The 23170-nt window shown below is 57.2% G+C and carries 18 protein-coding genes; 5 read left to right on the top strand and 13 right to left on the bottom strand.

Features of this window, described 5'->3' with window-relative positions:
• The first annotated feature begins 51 nt into the window (after positions 1-51).
• Together K2184_RS06115 and K2184_RS06110 are read left to right on the top strand one after the other, a co-directional pair.
• On the top strand, positions 52-1080 hold the full coding sequence (locus K2184_RS06115; protein WP_004104471.1) for a M4 family metallopeptidase: 1029 nt from the start codon (positions 52-54) through the stop codon (positions 1078-1080).
• Positions 1077-1421, top strand: a complete 345-nt coding sequence (locus K2184_RS06110) for a protealysin inhibitor emfourin (protein ID WP_004104472.1) — start codon at positions 1077-1079, stop codon at positions 1419-1421. The genes K2184_RS06115 and K2184_RS06110 overlap by 4 nt, the downstream gene beginning before the upstream one ends.
• On the opposite strand, the gene K2184_RS06105 is transcribed toward K2184_RS06110, so the two are convergent.
• The 13 genes from K2184_RS06105 to K2184_RS06045 form a co-directional block, all read right to left on the bottom strand.
• Complete coding sequence (locus K2184_RS06105; RefSeq protein ID WP_004104473.1) at positions 1418-1633, bottom strand: zinc ribbon domain-containing protein; 216 nt, start codon at positions 1631-1633, stop codon at positions 1418-1420. The genes K2184_RS06110 and K2184_RS06105 overlap by 4 nt on opposite strands.
• A 118-nt stretch (positions 1634-1751) precedes the next feature.
• On the bottom strand, positions 1752-2144 hold the full coding sequence (locus K2184_RS06100; RefSeq protein ID WP_004104474.1) for a cell envelope integrity TolA C-terminal domain-containing protein: 393 nt from the start codon (positions 2142-2144) through the stop codon (positions 1752-1754).
• Between the two features lie 57 nt (positions 2145-2201).
• Entirely contained in the window at positions 2202-2579 is a 378-nt protein-coding gene (locus K2184_RS06095; RefSeq protein ID WP_023321425.1) for a TonB family protein, read from the bottom strand.
• 156 nt (positions 2580-2735) lie between these two features.
• Positions 2736-4214: a ribosome biogenesis GTPase Der gene (gene der, locus K2184_RS06090; RefSeq protein ID WP_004104476.1), complete on the bottom strand. Its 1479-nt coding sequence runs from the start codon at positions 4212-4214 to the stop codon at positions 2736-2738.
• Positions 4215-4328: 114 nt separating this feature from the next.
• Positions 4329-5507 (bottom strand): outer membrane protein assembly factor BamB, encoded by a 1179-nt coding sequence (bamB, locus tag K2184_RS06085; RefSeq protein WP_004104478.1) that lies wholly within the window; start codon positions 5505-5507, stop codon positions 4329-4331.
• Positions 5508-5517: 10 nt separating this feature from the next.
• Positions 5518-6138, bottom strand: coding sequence for a YfgM family protein (locus K2184_RS06080; protein WP_004104480.1), 621 nt, complete (start codon positions 6136-6138; stop codon positions 5518-5520).
• A gap of 34 nt (positions 6139-6172) precedes the next feature.
• Complete coding sequence (gene hisS / locus K2184_RS06075; protein WP_004104483.1) at positions 6173-7447, bottom strand: histidine--tRNA ligase; 1275 nt, start codon at positions 7445-7447, stop codon at positions 6173-6175.
• A gap of 91 nt (positions 7448-7538) precedes the next feature.
• Positions 7539-8660, bottom strand: a complete 1122-nt coding sequence (gene ispG, locus K2184_RS06070; protein WP_004104485.1) for a flavodoxin-dependent (E)-4-hydroxy-3-methylbut-2-enyl-diphosphate synthase — start codon at positions 8658-8660, stop codon at positions 7539-7541.
• A gap of 26 nt (positions 8661-8686) precedes the next feature.
• A complete protein-coding gene (gene rodZ, locus K2184_RS06065) occupies positions 8687-9676 on the bottom strand; it encodes a cytoskeleton protein RodZ (RefSeq protein ID WP_004114411.1) in 990 nt (329 codons plus the stop codon).
• A gap of 274 nt (positions 9677-9950) precedes the next feature.
• Positions 9951-11117, bottom strand: a complete 1167-nt coding sequence (locus K2184_RS06060; RefSeq protein WP_004104488.1) for a bifunctional tRNA (adenosine(37)-C2)-methyltransferase TrmG/ribosomal RNA large subunit methyltransferase RlmN — start codon at positions 11115-11117, stop codon at positions 9951-9953.
• 353 nt (positions 11118-11470) lie between these two features.
• Positions 11471-11902 (bottom strand): nucleoside-diphosphate kinase, encoded by a 432-nt coding sequence (gene ndk / locus K2184_RS06055; RefSeq protein WP_004114414.1) that lies wholly within the window; start codon positions 11900-11902, stop codon positions 11471-11473.
• Positions 11903-12072: 170 nt separating this feature from the next.
• Positions 12073-14397, bottom strand: a complete 2325-nt coding sequence (gene pbpC / locus K2184_RS06050) for a peptidoglycan glycosyltransferase PbpC (protein WP_023321427.1) — start codon at positions 14395-14397, stop codon at positions 12073-12075.
• On the bottom strand, positions 14398-19344 hold the full coding sequence (locus tag K2184_RS06045) for an alpha-2-macroglobulin family protein (protein WP_023321428.1): 4947 nt from the start codon (positions 19342-19344) through the stop codon (positions 14398-14400).
• 421 nt (positions 19345-19765) lie between these two features.
• Here K2184_RS06045 and K2184_RS06040 point away from each other — a divergent pair, with 421 nt between their 5' ends.
• The 3 genes from K2184_RS06040 (at position 19766) to sseA (ending at position 23167) form a co-directional block, all read left to right on the top strand.
• On the top strand, positions 19766-20977 hold the full coding sequence (locus K2184_RS06040) for a hypothetical protein (RefSeq protein ID WP_023321430.1): 1212 nt from the start codon (positions 19766-19768) through the stop codon (positions 20975-20977).
• Positions 20978-21012: 35 nt separating this feature from the next.
• The gene (locus K2184_RS06035; RefSeq protein WP_004104498.1) at positions 21013-22197 is read left to right on the top strand and encodes a M20 family metallopeptidase; all 1185 of its coding nucleotides are present in this window, start codon (positions 21013-21015) and stop codon (positions 22195-22197) included.
• A 124-nt stretch (positions 22198-22321) separates the two neighbouring features.
• A complete protein-coding gene (gene sseA / locus K2184_RS06030; protein ID WP_004104499.1) occupies positions 22322-23167 on the top strand; it encodes a 3-mercaptopyruvate sulfurtransferase in 846 nt (281 codons plus the stop codon).
• Positions 23168-23170 lie beyond the last annotated feature (3 nt).

Here is a 23170-nt window from a genome sequence, read left to right as displayed (position 1 = left end):
TACTGCTCTCATGCCCTTTTTAAACGGTTCTATCCGGCTAAGGAGCGTGATATGCCTGTTGCTTATCCTCGTTATGTGATTCCGCCCTATATTTTACGCCGCATTGTCGACCATGGCTCGCTTCAGCAGCAGCGCTGCGCGCAGAATACCCTCAGCCATGTTCAGTCCCTGATGGCGCATGTTCCCGGACGCCCCGCTGCTCCCCATGTCACCACGCCGGGCCAGCTTGAGCGCGACATTTACGATGCCGGGCAAACCCAGGAACTACCGGGAACGCAGGTCCGTTTTGAGGGGCAGCCCTCCAACGGTGATGTGGCCGTTGATGAAGCCTATGACTATCTCGGCATCACCCATGAGTTTTTCTGGAAGAGCTACCAGCGCGATTCTCTGGATAACCGCGGGCTAAAGCTCACCGGCAGCGTCCACTATGGCCACGAATATCAAAATGCGTTCTGGAACGGCCAGCAAATGGTATTTGGCGACGGTGATGGCGAGATTTTTAATCGCTTTACTATCGCCATTGACGTCGTCGCGCACGAGCTAAGCCATGGCGTGACGGAGAGCGAAGCCGGTCTTATCTACTTCGAACAATCTGGCGCGCTTAACGAATCACTCTCGGACGTCTTTGGCTCGCTGGTCAAACAATATCAGCGCCAGCAAACGGCGGACAAGGCGGACTGGCTAATAGGTGAGGGACTGCTCGCGAAAGGCATTCACGGCAAAGGTCTGCGCTCTATGTCTCAGCCCGGCTCCGCTTACGATGACCCCATCCTTGGCAAAGATCCGCAGCCCGCTCACATGAAAGATTTTGTGCATACCCAGCAGGATAACGGCGGCGTACATATCAATTCCGGCATTCCTAATCACGCCTTTTATCTCGCCGCCCGCGCGATCGGCGGTTTTGCGTGGCAAAAAGCGGGCCACGCCTGGTATGACGCGGTGTGTGATAACTCTCTGGCAAAAGACGCTGATTTTTCAACCTTTGCCAGGCTCACGGTTCGCCATGGCGAAAAACGTTTTGGCAAAGAGATCGCTGATGCCATTACTCAAGCCTGGGGGCGCGTCGGAGTGGTGCTATGAATCTTGCCGATCTTAGCGATGATGCGATTATTGAACTGGCTCGCGAGGGGGGCGTCGCCTGGATCCCGGCGCTCAGTGGAATGCGTAAGATTGTGGTTGCGAAGCTCAACGAGCAACAGAAGCAGCGGATCGCTTCAATTCTTCAACAATCGCTACCGCTGGGCAAGCCGCCGGGGCAGCCCGACTCGCCGGGCAGCGGCGACCAGCGTTTTTTTCGCATTCAGATCGTCAGCGAGCAGCACTACCACAGCCTGATTATTCTCATCCCGGAGGAGCGTGCGCCAGAATCACTGGTTGAACTCTGGCGCGACGGTGAAAGCTGCGTCAGCGATAAAAATTAAACCGGCACAAACTCGACGCGTTTTTTTGAAATCAGCCCGTGGCCATTCTGACAAAAATAATCTACCGCGCCGCAGGCTTTTAATACTTCCAGCGGCTTGTGGCAGTCCGGGCAGCGGGCTTCAACAACATACTCTTTCGCGCAATGCGCGCAGTGGGCGCTATTGCCCTGCACAGCAAGCTGCGCATGGCACACGGGGCAATCAAATTCCATGGTGACTCCTGACGACGGGTATGTGGCTTTATTTTATCACGGTTGCACAATCTGTGGCTGCTGCCAGCCACTGAACTCCAGCAGACTATTCGCTCCCGAGCGGATCGCCGCGTTTATTTTACTCACCCTGCATACTGAACCGGGACTGAGCAAAAGCGTCGTACACCTGCTTATCGGTGAACGGCGGGAAGGTGGCCCGTTTAGCGGCATCAATCAGCGCAGCGCAATATTTTTTATTACCTTCACTCGTTGTGATGCTATTCAGTTTCCCCTCATAGCTGAAACTCACATGGATCGTGCATTTTTTCCCCGTCCAGCCGTAGCGATTGGATAATCGGGAATCAATAGACTCTTTTATCGATCTCGCCTGCCTGCCATATTCATCATCATCGCTGAATCGTCCAGAGCTACAGCTCCCAAGCGCTGAGGTTTTATGACAGTCAGCAGGATGAAACGGCGTACAGCTGCTGGTTAATATGACCAAAGCGAACATCACGATTGTTTTTTTCATATCCCTGTTCCCGGCGTTTATTTCGATTGTCCCTTCGTTATTTCACGTGCATTCATCTTAGCGAAAAGGGACGCCACCGCTTCGAATACTGCCGGGCTGATTTGGCGCTGGCACCTCAACGGAACACGGCCCCGGCGTGAAATGAATGGTAATGATGTTATTGCTGGAAGGCTTCCCTTTAACGTATCGCCATTTTCCCATTGCGGCCCTGACTTCATTATCAAACATTCCGGAGGGATCGGAGCTTAATAACTGAATGTTAGTCACCCGCCCATTCTCGTCAACGTCAAATTGCGCTTTAACCTGACCCGGTATCCCTTTTTTTGCGGCTTTCGCTGGATAAGCAGGCTTAACGCGCGGTTCAACAGGTTGTGATTCAGCGGTACAGGCTATGGGAAAAAGAAACAGCATCAGGAGAGTTAAGAAGCTTTTCATTCTGACCTCATTGTCACAAAAATATTTATCCTCCCTGGTTTTTCTCACATTTATAACGCAGCCTCAAGCGAGTTTATTATTCTGCGCATGATCGGTGGCCGATAATAAAAAAGCCCGACGGATGCGGGCTTTCTATTTTTAATGCTGACGGATAGCTTATTTGCTTTTCTTGATGTGTTTAATCAAGCGCTTACGCTTACGCATCTGATTAGGCGTCAGAGTATTACGTTTGTTGGCAAACGGGTTTTCCCCTTCCTTGAACTGAATGCGAATTGGCGTGCCCATCACTTCCAGTGATTTACGGAAGTAGTTCATCAGGTAGCGCTTATACGAATCCGGCAGATCTTTAACCTGATTACCGTGAATAACCACGATCGGCGGGTTATACCCCCCGGCGTGGGCATATTTCAGCTTCACGCGACGACCGCGCACCAGCGGCGGCTGATGGTCTTCGGCAGCCATGGTCATGATGCGGGTCAGCATAGCGGTACCCACGCGACGGGTTGCGCTGTCGTACGCTTCGCGCACGGATTCAAACAGGTTGCCTACGCCGCTACCGTGCAGCGCGGAGATAAAGTGCACGCGGGCAAAGTCGATAAAGCCCAGACGGTAGTCCAGAGTCTCTTTCACCTGCTCTTTAACTTCCTGGCTCAGGCCGTCCCATTTGTTAACGACAATCACCAGCGAGCGACCGCTGTTGAGGATAAAGCCCAGCAGAGAGAGATCCTGATCGGAAATCCCCTCCCGCGCATCAATCACCAGCAGCACCACGTTGGCGTCTTCGATCGCCTGCAGGGTTTTAATCACCGAGAATTTCTCGACGACATCGGTGATCTTACCGCGTTTGCGCACGCCGGCGGTGTCAATCAGCACATATTCACGCTCGTCGCGCTGCATCGGGATGTAGATGCTGTCGCGGGTCGTTCCGGGCATGTCGTAGACCACTACGCGGTCTTCGCCCAGGATACGGTTGGTGAGCGTTGACTTACCCACGTTCGGGCGACCCACTATCGCCAGCTTAATCGGCAGATCCTGTGGGTTAAAATCTTCTTCCGGCTCTTCAACTGCTTCGCCGTTCTGCTCGGCTTCAAACTGTGCCCAGTATGCCGCGTCTTCGTCCACTTCTTCCGGCGGGTTCACCTCATCAACCCACGGCAGCAGGACGTGCTCCAGCAGACTGGTGACGCCGCGACCGTGTGAAGCGGCGATAGGATAAATCTCGCCTAACCCCAGCGACCAAAAATCGGCGATCGCCTGATCGGCATCGATGCCGTCAGTTTTGTTTGCCACCAGGAAGGTCGGCTTTTCGCGGGAGCGCAGATGTTTAGCGATTGCCGAGTCCGCCGGCATCAGGCCCGCCCGCGCATCGACCATAAACAGCACCACGTCCGCTTCTTCAATCGCCAGCAGCGACTGTTCCGCCATCCGCGTTTCTACGCCATCTTCGGTACCGTCGATCCCGCCGGTATCGATACAGATAAATTCGCGGCCTTCCACTTCAGCACGACCGTACTTACGGTCACGAGTCAGCCCCGGGAAATCCGCGACCAACGCATCGCGAGTGCGCGTTAAGCGGTTAAAAAGCGTGGATTTTCCAACGTTAGGGCGCCCGACAAGCGCGACCACAGGTATCATGTTAAATGCCTCATACTAAAATCGATACAACGCCATTTTCACGGCGTTTTTAAAAAAGCCAAAACGGCCCCTGTCTGCCAGGGGCCGTTTCTCAAAAATAGACTACCGCTGTTGTTAACGCGTAATCGCGTACAGCGTACCGTCTTTCGCCTGAATCAGCAGTTTGCCGTCAGCAACAACCGGATCGGTCAGGAAGCCTGAGCTGTCTACCTTCTGCTGAGCCACAAAGTGACCATCTTCCGGGTTGACCCAGTGCATATAGCCTTCGCTATCGCCAACAACCAGGTTGCCATTATACAGCACAGGCGCCGTCAGCAGACGGTGCAGTAGATCGCTTTGCGTCCACAGCGTCACGCCGCCGTCGGTGGTGAGCGCCAGCAGACGGTCGTTTTGATCAACCAGGTAAATACGGTTGCCGTCGACGATGAAATCGTTCACTGAACCCAGCTCGCGTTTCCACATAATCTGGCCGCTGCGCAGATCCAAAGCCGTCAGGTTGCCGTTATAGGCCAGCGCATAAATCACACCGTTCACGATAACCGGCGTCGTATCGACGTCGTTAAGACGGTCGATTTCCGTCGGACCGGTGGCGGTAGAGATACGTTGCTGCCAAATCATCTGCCCCTGCTGCATCAGCACCGCGCTGACGCGACCGTTATCGCCGCCCACAATCGCTGCGCCGTATGCGGTAGCCGGAGCGGATTCGCCGCGCAGAGAGAGCGCTGGCATATCCAGGTTAACGGTCCATTTCACCGCGCCGTCAGCTTCGTTCAGCGCCTGCAGCTGACCGTTAGTGGTGTGAATCAACACCATACCGTCACTGACGACCGGACGGGAAATCGCTTCACCCGCTACGCTCGCTTCCCATGCGACGGTGCCGTCGCTGGTATTCAGCGCGTAAACTTTCGCTTTTTCGCTACCGATATACACATGGCCACCCGAGACGGTCACGCCGCCGGAGAGCAGCGCAGGCGCGCGGGAGAACCAGCCGTCTTTCTCGGCCAGGTTAACCGACCACACCTCTTTGCCGTCGCCTGAATTCAGGGCTTTAACGGTGCCTTTACGATCGGCGGCATACACAACGCCATCAGCAAAAGCCGGGTGCAGGTTAGAGTAGAATTCGCCAATACCGCCGCCAACGGAGGTGCTCCAGGACGTGGACGGCGTAAACTGGTTTTCCACCGTCGGCAGTGGCGACATTTTCACCACATCTTCTTCGCTGTTAAACAGCGAACAACCGCTCAATAAGGTAACGGAAAGCAGCCCTGGCAAAAGTAATTTACGCAATTGCATCGAGTCCCTCTCAGATGGACAAATTATTTATTTTCATACGCATCATTTCGCTGAGCGCCGGCGAAGCATCGCTTTTCGCGCCCGCTTCCCAGGCCGCTTTCGCCCCTTGCTTATCGCCTTTGCTCAGCAGGATCTCGCCGCGCAGGTCGGCGACAATCGCGGTCCAGCCTTCGCCTTTCACGGCATCCAGGGTTTTCAGCGCGGCATCAGGCTGCTTAAGCTGTAGCTGTACGCGAGCAAGACGCATATTGATAACCGATTTCAGGTTATCATCAGAAGCAGCGGCAAGCCCCTGCTGAAGCTGCTTTTCAGCGTTCTGCAGATCGTTTTTCTCAACAAACTGCTGCGCCAGCTCAAGAGAAGCAAACGCACCATAGGTGTTTTTGCTGTCGGCGGCAAATTTCTGCGCCGCGTTCAGCGCCTCTGGTTTATCCGCTTTAAGCGCGGAAATCGCATTTTCATAAGCCAGAGACGAGCCTCTGGCGGTATCCAACTGATGGGAGGTCCAGTAGCGCCAGCCAACCAGCGCGCCAACGCCCAAAATCACCCCAACGGCCAGCGCTTTGCCATTTTCAGCAAAGAAGCGCTTCAGCGCGTCGACCTGATCGTTTTCGTTATTGTAAAGTTCCACGCAGTCCTTCTCCTGACTAATGTTTCCCGGGAAATTAACCCAGAAGTGTGCGCAAATGCGCGGCAACGCTATCCTGCGTTACGGTAGTTTGCTCACCTGAGCGTAAATCTTTCACTACCACGTTTCCGTCAGCGATTTCTGCTTCGCCCAGCACCAGCGCAACGCGAGCGCCCCATTTATCAGCGCGAGCAAACTGCTTCTTAAAGTTGCCGCCGCCGTGGTTGGTCATCAGCTTAACGCCGGGTAACGCATCGCGTACCTGTTCAGCCAGACGCATTGCTGCGGACTGGGTGTCAGTTCCGGAGGCTACCAGGTATATATCGACAACAGGATCGGCTTTAAATTCCGGATTCACTGCCTGAACCAGTAAAACAAGACGTTCCAGCCCCATCGCAAAGCCGACGCCAGGCGTTGCGCGACCGCCAAGCTGCTCAACCAGACCGTCATAACGCCCACCGGCACAGACGGTTCCCTGTGAGCCGAGGCTGGTGGTAACCCACTCAAACACGGTGCGGTTGTAATAGTCGAGACCGCGCACCAGACGCTGATTCACGGTATAGCGAATACCGGCATCGTCCAGCAGCGCGCAAAGCCCGGCGAAGTGCGCTTTGGACTCTTCGTCAAGATAATCACCCAGCGTCGGCGCATCGTTCAGCAGCGCCTGAACTTCCGGGTTTTTAGAATCCAGCACGCGCAGCGGGTTGGTGTACATGCGGCGTTTGCAGTCTTCATCGAGCTTATCCTTATACTGCTCAAGATAAGCCACCAGCGCGTCGCGATAGCTGGCGCGAGCTTCCAGCGAACCGATAGAGTTCAGCTCAAGGGCAACGTGGCTGGAGATCCCCAGTTCACGCCACCAGCGGGCGGTCAGCATGATCAGCTCGGCATCGATATCCGGCCCCTGCAGACCGAACGCTTCCGCACCAATCTGGTGGAACTGACGATAGCGGCCTTTTTGCGGACGCTCGTGGCGGAACATTGGCCCGATATACCACAGGCGCTGTTCTTGATTGTACAGGAGACCATGTTCGATGCCGGCGCGTACGCAACCCGCCGTACCTTCCGGACGCAGGGTCAGGCTATCGCCGTTACGGTCCTCAAAGGTATACATCTCTTTTTCAACCACGTCGGTCACTTCGCCGATAGCGCGTTTGAATAACGGGGTCTGCTCTACAATCGGCATACGGATTTCGCTGTAACCGTAGCTACCAAGCACCTGCTTCAGTGAGCCTTCAATGCGCTGCCAGAGAGCGGTTTCGCCCGGCAGATAATCGTTCATGCCGCGAATGGCTTGAATGTTCTTTGCCACGTTTATTCTCTTTATATATACAAAAATGAACCCCGGCGCCTCGCGCCCGCAGGTTCAATCATACACGGGAAGCGTATCGCTTCCCAACACGTTATTTCGCTTCAACCTGCTGAATATCGATACGACGCGCCTCATCCAGCATCGATGCTTTAGCGCGAATACGCGCTTCCAGCTGATCGATCATATCGTCGTTATCCAGTCGGTCTTTACGGACGCCGTCTTCGTACAGGCCGCTTTTCTTGTTGCCGCCGGTCACGCCGAGCGTCGACACCAGCGCCTCGCCTGGGCCATTCACCACGCAGCCAATGATCGAAATGTCCATCGGCGTAATGATGTCTTCCAGGCGCTGCTCCAGGGCGTTAACGGTACCGATAACGTCAAACTCCTGACGTGAACATGTCGGGCAGGCAATGAAGTTGATCCCGCGAGAGCGAATGCGCAGCGACTTGAGAATATCGAAGCCAACTTTGATCTCTTCAACCGGATCCGCTGCCAGAGAAACGCGCAAGGTATCGCCGATCCCTTCAGACAGCAGCAGTCCGAGGCCGATCGCGGACTTCACCGCGCCGCTGCGCGCGCCGCCCGCTTCGGTAATCCCGAGATGCAGAGGCTGGTCGATCTGTTTCGCCAGCAGACGATAGGATTCGACCGCGAGGAACACATCGGAAGCTTTTACGCTGACTTTAAACTGATCGAAATTGAGACGATCGAGATGATCGACATGGCGCATTGCCGATTCCAGCAGCGCCTGCGGAGTCGGTTCACCGTATTTCTCCTGGAGATCTTTTTCCAGAGAACCAGCGTTTACCCCGATACGGATGGGAATATTTTTATCACGAGCGCAGTCCACCACCATGCGGATACGCTCTTCGTTACCGATATTGCCCGGGTTAATACGCAGACAATCAACGCCGTATTCCGCTACCTTCAGCGCAATGCGGTAATCGAAGTGGATATCGGCAACCAGCGGTACGCTCACCTGCTGTTTGATAAGCTTAAAGGCTTCTGCCGCGTCCATCGTTGGCACCGAAACACGAACGATATCCGCGCCAACGCGCTCAAGGGCTTTAATTTGATTTACCGTCGCCGCCACATCGGTGGTGCGCGTGTTTGTCATCGACTGTACGGCGATGGGGGCGCCATCGCCAATCGGCACATTCCCAACGTAAATTCGCTTTGATTTTCTACGTTGAATCGGAGCCTGGTTATGCATGAAAAATCTCCCGCGTTACCCGTCTGTTACTGCGCCGGTGATTGTTCGGCATTAAGGGTCAGACGTGCAACCTGGTTAGTTCTGATAAAACGACTCAAATCGACTGGTTTACCCAGATACTGTATCTGTACCGCCGCCGGTGCACCGATTTTCAATTTATAAGGTGCCTGGCCGCTCAGATTGAGATTACCGCCTTTACGCTGCAACCCGCTGAACAGCTTTTTACCCGTCGCATCGCTCACTTCCAGCCAGCAGTCGGCGGTGAAATTCAGCACCAGATCCTGAGCCGAGGCCGGCGCAGCGGTCACGTTTGCCTGGTCGGTCGGTAGCGGCGAAGTTGGACTGGCGGGCGCTGGGGTAGCCGCCGTGTCAACGTTCGCCTGAGAAGGCGCAACAACGGCGTTGTTATCGACCGGGGCCGCAGTCGCAGCCGGAGCAGAGGTTGCTGGCGCAGAAGAGGTCTCTGCCGGCGCGCTGTTAGCAGCGGTATCGGCGGAAGAATTCGCCGAACCATTGTCCAGAGGAATGCTTTGGCTGTTGTTATCGCCAGCGTTCAGCTCGGCGGAGGACTGATCGGCCATGGTGGAGATCTCGTCCTGCTGCGCTTTGTGGTCCTGCCACCACCACGCGCCGCTGAGGCCAATCACCACGAACAACACCAGCCAGGTAAAACTCATTAGCCAGCCGTCGCGTTTTTTGCGACGTTTACCCAGCGAGAAGCTCTGCATTGGCGCCACTTTTGCCGCACGAATGGGAGCCTGCTTCGCCATCATCGGCAGCAGTTCTTCTTCAGGGATGTGCACGAGGCGGGCATAAGAGCGGATATAGCCGCGCAGGAAGGTTGAAGCCAGATCGGCGGGTGCCTTATCGTCTTCAATATCACGAACCGTGGAAACCTTCAGGCATAAGCGCTCAGCCACCGCTTGCTGGCTGAGCCCGAGTTGTTCGCGGGCGTTACGCAAACGCGCGCCCGTAGTGTTTGCTTCTTGATGGTCTTGAGTGGCTTCAGTATTCATTCGCTACAACTACTGGTACGTGAAATTTAAAATTCAGCGCCGGTGACCCCGCGCCGCGAGACATCTGCTCAACGTCAGACAAACAGTATAAGTCCGTATGACGTACTATCACAGAGACTTATCAATATTGAATGCTAAGCGGTTGTTGTACCGCTACATACTGCCTCAAAGTCGACAAAAACGCACCGTAATTATTAACCAGAACAGCGTATTTCGCCCGGCTATACAACATAAATATGCAGCGCACCGCCCAGGCTGTGCGCTGCATCATTTATCAGACTGCCTTCACGTCGATCGCTTCGCCCTGCATACGTTTACGCAGCGTACGTTTGGTTCGGTCGATAACGTCGCCGGCCAGCTGGCCGCAGGCTGCGTCGATATCGTCACCGCGAGTTTTACGCACGATAGTGGTGAAACCATACTCCATCAATACCTTGGAGAAACGGTCGATGCGACTGTTGGAGCTGCGGCCATACGGCGCTCCCGGGAAGGGGTTCCACGGGATGAGGTTGATCTTGCACGGCGTATCTTTTAACAGCGCCGCCAGCTCGTGGGCATGCTCGGTACCGTCGTTGACGTGATCCAGCATGACGTATTCGATCGTCACGCGGCCCTGGTTGGCATTGGACTTCGAAATATAACCACGTACCGAGTTCAGGAAGGTCTCGATATTATATTTCTTGTTGATCGGCACGATTTCGTCACGAATGGTATCGTTTGGCGCGTGCAGAGAGATAGCCAGCGCGACGTCAATCATATCGCCAAGCTTATCAAGCGCAGGCACCACGCCGGAAGTGGAGAGCGTGACGCGACGTTTTGAGAGCCCAAAGCCGAAGTCGTCGAGCATGATTTCCATAGCCGGAACCACGTTGGTCAGGTTCAGCAGCGGCTCGCCCATGCCCATCATTACCACGTTGGTAATCGGACGCACACCGGTGGTCTTCACCGCACCGACGATTTTCGCCGCGCGCCAGACCTGGCCGATAATTTCCGAAACCCGCAGATTGCGGTTAAAGCCCTGCTGCGCCGTGGAGCAGAATTTACACTCCAGCGCACAGCCCACCTGAGAAGAAACGCACAGGGTGGCGCGATCGTCTTCCGGGATATACACGGTTTCGACGCGCTGATCGCCAACGGCAATCGCCCATTTGATGGTGCCGTCGCTGGAGCGCTGTTCTTCCACGACTTCCGGGGCGCGGATTTCCGCGACTTCCTTTAATTTGCCGCGCAGAACTTTGTTGATGTCGGTCATCTCGTCAAAGTTATCGCAGCAGTAGTGATACATCCATTTCATCACCTGATCGGCGCGGAAAGGCTTTTCGCCCATGTTTTTGAAAAACTCGCGCATCTGCTGACGATTCAGATCCAGCAGGTTGATTTTGGCATCTTTGTTCGGCACCGTCAGTGCGGCGCTATCAGGTGTGACTATTTGTTCAGACATAATTGATTCCGGCCTCGTTATTACACGTTATGGCCCCTGGAGGGTTAAAAAGAAACGCCCCGGGAGCGACTGCTCAGCCGGGGCGCTGTATTCTACAAATTCTGGCCCATCAATACTACGTCTGCACGCAGCAATGATGAAAAAATCTGTAACTGCCAGGCAGCTCCTCGTGACCGGGGTGAACGCGCGCAGCCAACACCGCGACGGTCGAAAAGGCGACGAGGATGGTATCTCCAAAGCATTTTACGTCACGGCGAGGCGGCGAGTTCGCAAATCCCCGGGAGCATAGATAACGATGTGACCGGGGTGCGCGAATGAAGCCAACAAAGCGGTGGCGTGAAAGACGCGGGAGATTAGCGGGTGCGCGGGCAAACCTCGCCTTCAGCAAAGAAAAACGCGATTTCGCGCGCAGCGGATTCAACGGAATCGGAACCGTGGGTGCCGTTCTCGGTGAAGCTGTCAGCGTAGTCTGCGCGCAGCGTACCCGCCAGCGCGTTCGCCGGGTTGGTTGCGCCCAGCAGGTCACGATGACGCTGAACCGCATTTTCGCCTTCCAGCACGGAAACAACGATCGGACCGGAAGTCATGAACTCAACCAGACCGTCAAAGAACGGGCGACCTTCGTGCTCAGCATAGAAGCCGCGAGCCTGCTCAACGGTCAGATGCAGCATTTTAGTGCCAACGATTTTGAACCCTGCAGCTTCAAAGCGAGAAAAGATGCCGCCAATAACGTTTTTTGCCACCGCGTTTGGTTTGATGATGGAAAAAGTACGTTCAATAGCCATGATAACCTCTTTATATATGTTGTTCTGTTTTGCAGATGAGCAGATGAGACCGATAAATACGGCGCGAATTATAATCATCATCTAAGGCGATTGCCTATGTGTTTAGGTAACATTTTTTTAAAAAAAAGCGACCTTAAACAACAAATCCAGCCCATTACGGCAAGTTCTGTTTATTGCACCGTGAAGTTCGCGGCAACAATTTGCCCCGCCTCATCCATCACCACCAGTTGATAACGGTCAGGGCGATCGATGTTAAGGGTCGCGCTGGAGCCTTCCGCCAGCAGCGGCTCGCCGTTCAGAAACCACCAGCGCCGCCCTTCCCCTCCGGTCGTTTGCAGCGACAGCATCACCCTCTGCTCGCCGGGCAGTCGTTTAACGACTGCGCCCTCGCGTATGCCCGAGAGCACCAGCGGTGCGGCATCAGCGCTTTGGACCGGCGGACACGCCGCCGAAACTGCAGGCAGCCTGACCCGACGTCGTTCGCCTGCGGGTAGCCAGGGTTCGAGCGGCAGCGGCCAGACGTCGAAACTTTTCTCTACCGCGCCGGGGCAATCTGCCGCCACCCGCTGTCCTTTTTCGTTCAGCCAGACCGGAAAGCGGATCCCACGCATACCTTCCTGTCCAGGGAGCAGCAAGGTCGGCGGCTGACTCTCATCAAGTAGCCAGGTGGCCAGCCGTCGGCGACAGTTCGCATCCCCCGCAGGTAAATACTGCCCGCCGGGCCAGCAAACCGTTCCGGCGCTGACCGATGAGGGACGCGGGTCGCTCGGCAATCCGCCGCGGCTCATTGCCGGCCGCGCCAGCAGCATATTATTGACCTGATTCAGCAGCGGCACCGCGCTGGCGAAGCCAAACTGTCCGACAACCGGCGTGCCGTCAGGTCTTCCGGTCCAGATACCTATCAGATAGCGGGCGTTCACGCCGATTGCCCAGGCATCGCGATAGCCGTAGCTGGTTCCGGTTTTCCACGCCAGCGGCACCACCTGTACCAGCGACGCATCGGGAACCGGCTGCGCTTCGCCGGCCAGAATGCGCCGCACAATCCAGGCGGCCCCCGGCGACAGCAGCGGTCGTTCAACCAGCGGTGAATCAGGAGTGATGCGCAGTTGCCCCGCCTTACCGTGACGGGCGAACGCGCTGTACGCCGCCACGATATCCGCCAGACGCGCGCCGGCGCCGCCGAGGATCAGCGATAGATTCGGCTCCGCGCCGGCGGGCAGCATCAGCGGCAATCCGGCATTGCGCAGCCTGGCGGCAAAACGCTTCGGCCCGTAGGCCTCTAGCACCTGCACAGCCGGAAGGTTCAACGAGCGAACCAGCGCTTCGCTGGCGCTTACCGGCCCGTGAAAACCGCTGTCAAAGTTGCCCGGCCGGTAGTCGCTAAACCGGCGCGGGACATCCTGTAATAGCGAAGCCGGATGGATCAGCCCCTCATCCAGTGCCATGCCATAAACAAACGGTTTCAGTACCGAACCCGGGGAGCGGATCGCCGATACCATATCAATGTGGCCAAAGCGGCTATCATCACTGATATCCGCCGATCCTACCCAGCCGCGCACCTTCATATTGGTATGGTCGACCACCACCATCGCTAAAGAGCTGCGCGGCGGCAGGCGCGATTTCCAGTTCAGCGCCAGATCCTCCAGCTGCCGCTGCAGCCCGGCATCCAGCGTCGTTACTACCTTCTCAGACCGGCTGCTCGCCAGCGCGCGGCGGGAGAAAAGCGGCGCCAGCTGCGGCATCTGCCGCGGAAACAGCCAGACGGGCTCTTCGATAGCTTCTCGCACCGGCTGCTGCGGCCACACGCCCTGATTTTCCATTCTCAGCAGCACTTTATCGCGCGCCGCCTGCGCACGTTCCGGCCAGCGGTCCGGGCGCAGCCTGCTTGGCGCCTGCGGCAGAACGGCCAGCAGCGCCGCTTCGCCGTAGCTTAGCTGTGCGGGCGGTTTACCGAGATAAGCCCAGCTGGCCGCGCCAATCCCCTGCAGCGTGCCGCCGAACGGCGCCCGATTGAGATAGAGCGTGAGGATCTCGCTTTTTGACAGATGCCACTCCAGCTGCAGCGCCCGCCATAGCTGACGCAGCTTGCCGCCGAAGGTGCGGGGATGAGGATCGAGCAGGCGCGCCACCTGCATGGTCAGGGTGCTCCCTCCGGAGATCACTCTCCCGGAAGTGAGATCCTGCCAGGCGGCGCGAGCGATCGCCAACGGGTTAACGCCGGGATGCTCCCAGAACCAGCGATCTTCATAGTGGATCAGCGCCTGCAAATAGCGCGGCGAAACGTCAGCCAGCGTTACCGGATAGCGCCAGACGCCCTGCGCATCGGCAAAGCGCCACAGCGGCGTCCCGTCTTCCGCCACCACTACTCTGGCAGGGGTAACCTCACGCAGCGGCAGCGGCCACAGCCGGTCTGCCGCCAGCAGCAATAGCCACAGCAAAAAAATAAACGCCGCCAGCCAGCGCCAGCGGCGTTTGATACGCCTCAGCACCCGCATTTATGGCGCAACGGTTAGCGGTCCGCTGGCTGCGCCAGTTGCCCGCCACTGCGGCACGTACATCGACTCAACCTGCGGCTGCGGTACCTGATAGGTGCCCGGCGTCACCGCGCGCGCCAGATAAACCAGCGTCACCGGCTGGCCTTCATTGATAGCTACCGCGGCCACAAAGCGATCGTCGCGAAACTCAATATGCTGGATATCGGCCTGCTGCATCTGGTTAAGCAGATTTTGCACCACCTCGCCGTTCTCCTGCAGACTGGCGCTGCTGTTGGCCAGATTCTGGTTTTCCAGCTCCAGCCCCGCCGGGAGTAAATCCACCACCAGCGCGTCCGGGACGTTACGCTTAGCCGTCACCTCCAGCTTCACCAAAACCAGTTCGCCGCTGCGCAGCGAAGAGAGCGATTTCTGCTGACCCTGGGTATCGAAAACTTGCCGTTCAATGCCCAGCACGTTGCCCCCCGGCTGCGGCGCGTTCTGCGGATAGCCGCTGCTGTCGAGACGGAGCCACAGCGGCTGCTGACCGGTATTGGTCACCTGCAAGGCCGCCAGCTGATCGCCGGTCAGGTTACGGGTTTGCGCTTTCTCGCCGGAGAGCGGTTCGGCCTGCACGGAGGTTTGCGCCTGCCAGCTGCCGGGAAGATCCTGCAACGTACGTCCGGCCAGGAACAGGGCATTACTCTCCTGCGTCGAGAGCCAGCGCTGGCCGTAGGCTTCTTCCGCCAGATGGCTGAGCAGCGTATTTTGCGCTTCCGGCAGCAGTTTGTTCTCCTCCAGCAGCGCCAGCTTCAGCGCATCGTCGCGCAGCTCGCTGCCGTAATCGCCGAGCCAGCGGTTCGCCTCCTGCCGCGGCGTGGTCATCGCCAGCTTCAGGGCTTCGTCGCCGCGCGGCGCATCGCCCATCAATTTCAGGGCCACGCCCAGCTGCAGTAGCGGCAGACCGGAACGCGCCTGGTCGTGACGGCTCCAGATTTCACGCAGCGCGCCGAGCGGCGCTTTCTGCTGCCGTGCCAGCACCAGCGCGGCGTAGGCCTGAGCGGCAAAACGGCTGGCCTGGGCATCATCGCTGTAGCGGACGGCGATCAGCCCCGGCTCCTGTAAATAACGCAGCAGGCGCTGGTTGCCGTTATTGACGGCGTTGGTTGGTACGCTATAGCCCTGCTCGCCCGCCCGGACGAGGAAGTCCATCGTGTAGGCGGTTAGCCAGTACTCTTCCGGCCCCTCTCTGTCCCACAGGGCGAAACCGCCGTCATCGCGCTGCATCTGCAGCAGGCGAGAAATGCCGATATCCACCGCCGCGCGTCGTTTTTCATCGCTATCGCCGCCGATCCCCAGGGCTTTAAGCTGGGCGGCGTTGGTATAGAGCGACGGGAATAGCCCGCTGGTGGTCTGCTCCAGGCAGCCGTAAGGATAGGCCTTCAGGTCGCGAATATAGCGCGCCAGGTTCAGCGGCGGCTTGCCGCTAAACACCAGCTGCCCCTGCAGCGTGGCCGGCGAGAAACCCTCGCTTTGCGCCGCCGGAGCCTGCCAGCTTTCCCCCGGCTGGAGGACAGCGCCGGAATTCACGGTTTGCGCCGGGAAGGCGGGACGCACGCCCAGCTGCCACTGCTTCTGCATTGGCGTGAAAGTTTCACCCGGCAGGTTCAGGCCGCTGATAGTGGCATTTACCTCACCATCGGCAAAGCCTTGTAGGGCGCGAACGGGCACAAACAGGGTGCTGCGCGCGCCGGGCGCCAGATGCACCGGCGGTATTTCTCCCCCTGCAAGCTGCAGCAGACCGCTGGCTGCCAGCGCAACGTTGAGCGTCTGCGGCTTATCGGTCAGGTTGCTGAGATCCAGCGCCAGGCGAGTGGTATCTCCGCTGGCGAGGAAACGCGGCATATTCAGCTCCGCAATCACCGGCGCCGCCACGATCGTTTTTTCTTCGCTGCTGCCGAAATCATCAGCCGTCCACGCCTGCGCCATGATCCGCAGTTCGCCGTTAAAGTCGCCGATTGGCAGGGTCACCGTCCCTTCGCCTTTCTCATCCAGCATAACCGGCTGTGCCTGCTGGGCGATAATCGTCACGTGATTAACCGGCGGCTTACCGCCGCGTTTCAGTTCATCGCCGTCGCCGCCAAAGCGCAGGCTGGCGAGCCTCCCCTGTCCTTCAATGACCTGACCATAGATATCGTAAATATCGGCGCCGTAGCGTTTCTGGCCAAAGAACGCGTTCCAGGGATCCGGCGTGGCGTAGTCGGTAATATTGAGTACGCCGCTATCGACGGCAGAGAGCAGAACGTTAACCTGTTTCGGCGTCTCGCCTTCTTTGAGGCTGGCCTTAATCTTCACTTTCAGCGGCTGGTCAGGACGCATTTTATCCGGTGCTTCCAGCGCCAGATTCAGACGACGGTTATCATCGCCAAGCGGCAGGTGCAGCAGCCCCACGGCCCGTTTTGGCGTTGCGGACTGGGATTTATCCCCCGGGCGAATCACCAGGGTGCTGAGGTACAGGTCGTGACGATTCCAGGCTTTATCCACCGGGATAGATAACTCCATCCCTTCCGCCGGGACGTCAATCTCCTGCCACCACAGCGGCCCTTCGCTTGATTCCACCAGCGCGTAGCCTTTACCGGCAGCCGGAGCGGCAATATGCAGCTTGATCGTATCGCCGGGTTTATAGGCCGGTTTATCCAGCTTCATGGTAACGCGGTCCGGACGCGCCGCCCCCTGGCCTTCGCTGTTATCCTGCCAGCTGTACCCTGCCCAGAAGCGTACGCTGCTGACGACATCATCTGGCCCTTTGACTTCCAGGCGATAGGCGCCCCACTCTACCGGGAAACTGACTTTCGCCGTTTGCCCGGCAGAGAGATCGAGCGATTCCTCACCTTCCTGAAGATCTTTTTGATCGAACTGTGACTGCCAGCCTTCGCTCTCGGACCAGTTCCAGTAGTAGTCGCGACGTTCGCGAATTAATCGCACCTGCAGCCCGGAGACCGCTTTCTTTTCGCCTTTGGCATCGGCGTAGACAATTTCAAATGCGGCGTTGCTGTTTTCATCCACTACCGGCTGCTTGATCGTGCTGTCGGTACGATAGTCATAAACCTCTTTCAGGGCGAATTCCGGACGGATGCCAGGCAGCGTTTCGGCCGGCCAGATCGGCTGCCTGACGGTGCGCGTAACCGGTCTGCCGCCGGACTCCAGCAGGCTGGCCTGCAGGATCACCTGCAGCGGCGAGCGGCTCTCCTGCCACTGGCTGGCGGCGGTGACTTCCGCATGTCCCTGGTCATCCAGGGTGGTCTGCACTTCATCCAGGCTGCGGGAAAGATTCTCCTCGGCAATGTCGCCAAACTGGAAGCCCGGCAGCGCAGGTACCGCGTCGCGCAGCGGACGCAGGAACAGTTTACCCTGCAGCGAGTTGCCGCTGGCCGGCGCGCCGTACAAATACGCCCCGCTTACGGCAAAGCTGACATCCGCAGCCGGCGAAACGGGGGCATTTTGCGGCGTGAGATTCAGCGCCATGCGCTCAGGCATAAAATCTTCAACGTGAAAATCCCACTCGCGCGGCTGGTTATCGCCGGTACTGGCGCGAATGTGCCACATCCCGGTCGCCGCGCCGCTATCGAGCGGATAAGTAAATTGATACAGGCCATTGATCGGTTTGCTGACCGTCGAGCGGATTACCTGGCCATCCGGCTGCACCACTTCCAGCTTTACCGGCTGTTCGGGAAGCGGCCTGCCGTCGCTATCGCGCAGTAACGCGTTGAGGATCACCGTTTCGCCCGGGCGGTAGAGATCGCGCGGACCAAACATAAACAGCTGCTTGCTAAAGCCCGGCGCGCCGGCAATAGAAAACTCAGCCAGATCCAGCGCCGGAAGTTTAAGATCCAGCAGAGTGGTTTGCCCGTCCTTACGCGCCAGCAGCAGCGCCGCGTCTTTATCCGTTTGCAACGTCACGTGCCCCTGAGCGTCGCTCTTCGCCTGCGCCAGGGTTTGCCCTTTGGCGTTCAGAAGCTGCACATCGATACCGGACTGCGCCGCGCCGTTTTCCAGACTCTGGGTAAAGATATCCAGCCGATGGTGATAACGGTGCGCGGATACGCCAATATCGCTGAGGGTGAACAGCGTCGCAGCGTTGCTATAGCTGTAGCGGCCCGCCTGATTCATCACCGCGATATAGACGCCCGGCTCCTGCAGTGGCTTGATATCCGCCAGCGGCAACAGCAGCTTTTCGCGCGTATTGCGCGCGGGGTTGAGGTCAAAACGGCCGGTGTAGACCAGATCGGCCATCTTCAGCAGCTCGTCCGACTCCCAGTTGCTCAAGGAATTCCGGTATTCCCATTGGCTGACGAAGGCCGAAAGTGATTCAGGTTTAATCCGGAAAAAATTGACGTCGATGTTATCGACATTCAGCGCCATCACCGGCAGTCCGGCCACGACTTTCCCCGGCAGCAGCGAGCCGCGGCTGGCAAAGCCGATGCTCGGGGCGATGTCGCGGGTGGTAATGGTTTTTTCAAAGCTGCTGTCAAAAGTCGCTTTATTCAGCGCCGCCAGGGTGGGATCCACCGAAACGATCAGCTCGCGTTTTGGCTCAAGATGGCGAAGACGCAGCTCTTTAAGGTTGGGCGCCAGCTCCCATGCCCCGTCAACTTTGCCGCTTTTTTTGTCGACCAGATGCACGCTGCGGGAGAAATCCTGATCCGGCTGTAGAGGAATAGAAAAAGTCAGCACCAGCGTCGCCGCGCCGTCGAGCTGAACTTCAGAGGCATCCAGCAGCGTTAACGCTTTGCCTTTGCTTTTCTCAGCCAGCGCCGCCAGCTGGGCGCTGTCCGGCTTCGCGGGCGCGTTATCCGCCGCTGCGGATGCCGCCGGCGCGGCCGCCTGCGGTTTGCCGCTGTCGTCGCAGCCGGTTATCGATAGCGCGGTAAGTAGCGCCAGAGACAGCGCCGCCAAACGAAATGGTTTCATCCTTCTAACCCCTCGGCCCGCAGGCCAGATACATTCAGTGAACACATTATTAAGCGTTAACGGCAGAATTACCAATAGCCCGTCAGCCCGCAATATTGGTAGATAACCGGAGCGGCGACCCCGCGAACCACGGATAGCTGGAGTGAATTAATTTAGCGGATATATCGCGCTACGATTTTTCTTACCTCGACCTTTAATATCCTCAACCATCGGCACTTTTTATTCTGAAATCCCGCTCTCTCCGGCCATATAAATTGACAAGGCGCGAGTTTTCTATTTATTGTTCGGGATATCAATGCCTTTAAAATATAAATCATTACCCTGGCGATGATAGTGACTGTCCGTTCCACAGTCTTCCGGAAAGCACAACATCAACCCATCTCATATTCCTTATATGGGATAAATAATATGGAAGTTATTTATGTCTCAAATGGTCGCACTGTCGATTATTATTTTAATTCTTTATATCGGCGACGTTGTTTCTACCCGCACAAAAGCCTGGATTCCCTCGGTATTTGTCTGTGCCGTTCTGTTTTTAGTCGGCTACTGGACATTTTTTCCGGCAGATATCATTAGCCGGGCCGGGATCGGTACGCCAGTTGCCATAATGCTCATGTATCTGTTAATCACTAATATGGGCACCCTGCTGTCGCTGAAAGAGCTGGCGCAGCAGTGGAAGACCGTGGTCATCTCTCTCGCCGGTATTGCCGGGATCGCGGTGGCCGTCTTTGCGGTGAGCATGATGCTATTCGATCTTAACACCGCGCTGGTCACCATTCCTCCGCTGGTCGGGGGTATCGTGTCATCGCTGATTATGTCGCAGGGCGCCAGTAACGCCGGCCTGGTAGACCTGTCGGTTTTTGCCATTTTGATTTACGTGATGCAGGGGTTCGCCGGATATCCGCTGACCGCGATTATGCTGCAACGAGAAGGCAAAACGCTGCTTGCCCGCTACCGCAGCGGCGAACAGCGCCCTGATGACATTGCCGAAGAGCACGCGATGCTCGCCGTCGGCGAGGAGAAAATGCCGCGCCTGTTCAGTAAAATCCCCGTCAGCTACAACAGCAATTACTTTAAATTCCTGCGTCTGGCGCTGGTCGGCTGTCTGGCCTGGGTCGTCGCTGACCTCGCAAAGCCAATCGTGAATATCAGCCCCTTCGTACTGTGTCTGTTTTTTGGCGTCGTATTTACCTCGTTAGGCTTCCTGGAAAAACATACCCTGCATAAGGCTAACGGCTTTGGCTTCGCCATTATGGCGTTGATGCTCTTTATCTTTGATACGTTGAACAAAGCCACGCCGGAGATGCTGCTGCGTCTGCTATTCCCGATGGTAGTGTTAATCGCCACGGCGGTGATAGGTATGTTTGTTGTCTCCTGGCTGGTCGGAAAACTGCTTGGCGTCAGCGGTCCGATGGCATTCGCCATCTCTTTGACCGCGCTGTACGGTTTTCCCGCCGACTACATTATTACCAACGAGGCCATCAACGCCCTCACCCACGATGAAAAAGAGCGCCAGATGCTCACCCACCATATGCTGGGCCCGATGCTGGTTGGCGGATTCGTCTCCGTCACCATGGTTTCGGTGGTGTTAGCCGGAATTCTGGTCGGCTATCTGACGCCGGTGCTCGGTTGAGCGCGTTGAATTTTTAGCAAATTATGGAGCCATTGATGATTAACCCTGATATCACCGCGATTATCGCCAGACAAGAACAGGCGATGATCGCTTTTCGCCGCGACCTGCACGCCCATCCGGAACTTCCCTGGGAGGAGAAGCGCACGACGGATCGCGTCGCCGCCGAACTGGAGGCTATCGGTATCCCTTACCGCCGCACTCATCCCACCGGAATCATCGCCGACATCATCGGCGGCAAGCCGGGTAAAACTGTGGCTCTGCGCGCCGATATGGATGCGCTGCCGGTACGGGAGCTGAACGATCCGCTCGACTATAAATCACAAACGCCCGGGAAAATGCACGCCTGCGGCCACGACGCCCATACCGCCATGCTGCTGACCGCCGCCCATGCATTATATGATGTTCGCGAACAGCTGACGGGCAACGTACGGCTCATCTTTCAGCCTGCGGAAGAGATTGCCGAAGGGGCAAAGGCGATGATACAGCAGGGAGCGATTGATAACGTGGATAACGTTTTCGGAATGCATATCTGGTCGGGCACGCCGTCCGGCAAAATCTCCTGTAACGTCGGTTCATCCTTTGCCTCAGCCGATTTACTGAAAGTGACCTTCCGCGGCCGCGGCGGCCATGGTTCGATGCCGGAGGCCTGCGTCGATGCGGCGGTCGTCGCTTCCGCTTTCGTGATGAATCTACAGGCTATTGTGGCGCGAGAAACTTCCCCGCTGGAATCTGCGGTAGTGACTATCGGCAAAATGGATGTCGGCACGCGCTTTAACGTCATCGCTGAAAACGCCGTTCTTGACGGTACCGTACGCTGCTTTAGTCTTGAAGCGCGCCAGCGGCTGGAAACGGCGATTAGCCGCTATGCCGAGCATACTGCCGCAGTGTATGGGGCGACCGCTCAGGTTGACTACTGCTACGGTACGCTACCGGTGATCAACGAAGAGCGCAGCGCGCTGCTGGCGCAGTCGGTTATCCGCGACGCATTCGGCGATAGCGTCCTTTTCAACGAAAAGCCGACTACCGGCGGAGAAGATTTCAGTTTTTATATGGAAAATATCCCCGGCGCCTTTGCGCTGCTTGGCTCAGGAAATAAAGAGAAAGGCAGCGACTACGCGCACCATCACGGCTGCTTTAATATTGACGAGCAGGTGATGAAAAGCGGCGCTGAACTGTACGCGCAGTACGCCTGGCGCTATCTGCAGCAAAACGCGTTTTAAGCCCCCCCTCCCCCGACGCTGCTCGGGGGAGCATCACATTCCCACCGCCTCTTCTTGAAAATGCCTTGTCGATATCGCAAAAAACAACAACAATCACTCTATTGTTGATGACACGGAGGCACTCATGTCTACCTCGTTTTTTGTCGCTGCCGACTGGCTGGCAGAGCATATTGATGACCCGGAAATCCAGATTATCGACGCGCGGATGGCGCCGCCGGGACAGGAAGAGCGCGATCTTAACGCTGAGTATCAGGCCGGTCATATTCCCGGCGCCGTCTTTTTTGATATCGAAGCCCTCTCCGATCACACCAGCCCGCTGCCGCACATGATGCCGCGCGCGGAGGCGTTTGCCGTCGCCATGCGCGAACTAGGCGTCAGCAGCGATAAGCACCTGGTGGTATACGATGAAGGTAATCTCTTCTCTGCGCCGCGCGCCTGGTGGATGCTGCGCACGTTCGGCGTTGAAAAGGTGTCGATTGTTGCGGGTGGGCTGGAAGGCTGGCGCCGCGATGGGCTACCGCTGGAGCAAGGCCTTCCCGAACTGCCGGAAGGGGATTTTGACGGACGCGTCGATCCGCTGGCGATCAAGCGGCTGACCGATGTGCTGCTGGTCAGCCATGAAGGATCGGCGCAGATCGTCGATGCGCGTCCGGCAGGGCGCTTTAATGGCCAGGTGGCAGAGCCGCGACCGGGCCTGCGCTGCGGGCATATTCCCGGCGCGCTAAACGTGCCGTGGACTGAACTGGTGATTAACGGCGAACTTAAAACCACTGATGAACTCAACGAGATTTTTGCGCGTCAGGGCGTCGATTTTGAACGGCCGATTATTGCCAGCTGCGGCTCTGGCGTAACGGCGGCGGTCGTCGTGCTGGCGCTCACTACTCTCGGCGTTAACGGCGTTAGCCTGTACGACGGCTCATGGAGCGAATGGGGCGCGCGGACGGATTTACCGATTGAGCCGGCCCAATAGGCA

The sequence above is a fragment of the Klebsiella sp. K5-306 genome (genome assembly GCF_051835185.1).
In the GTDB taxonomy this organism is placed as follows: domain Bacteria; phylum Pseudomonadota; class Gammaproteobacteria; order Enterobacterales; family Enterobacteriaceae; genus Klebsiella; species Klebsiella oxytoca.
This window is presented reverse-complemented; position numbering and strand designations above follow the sequence as displayed.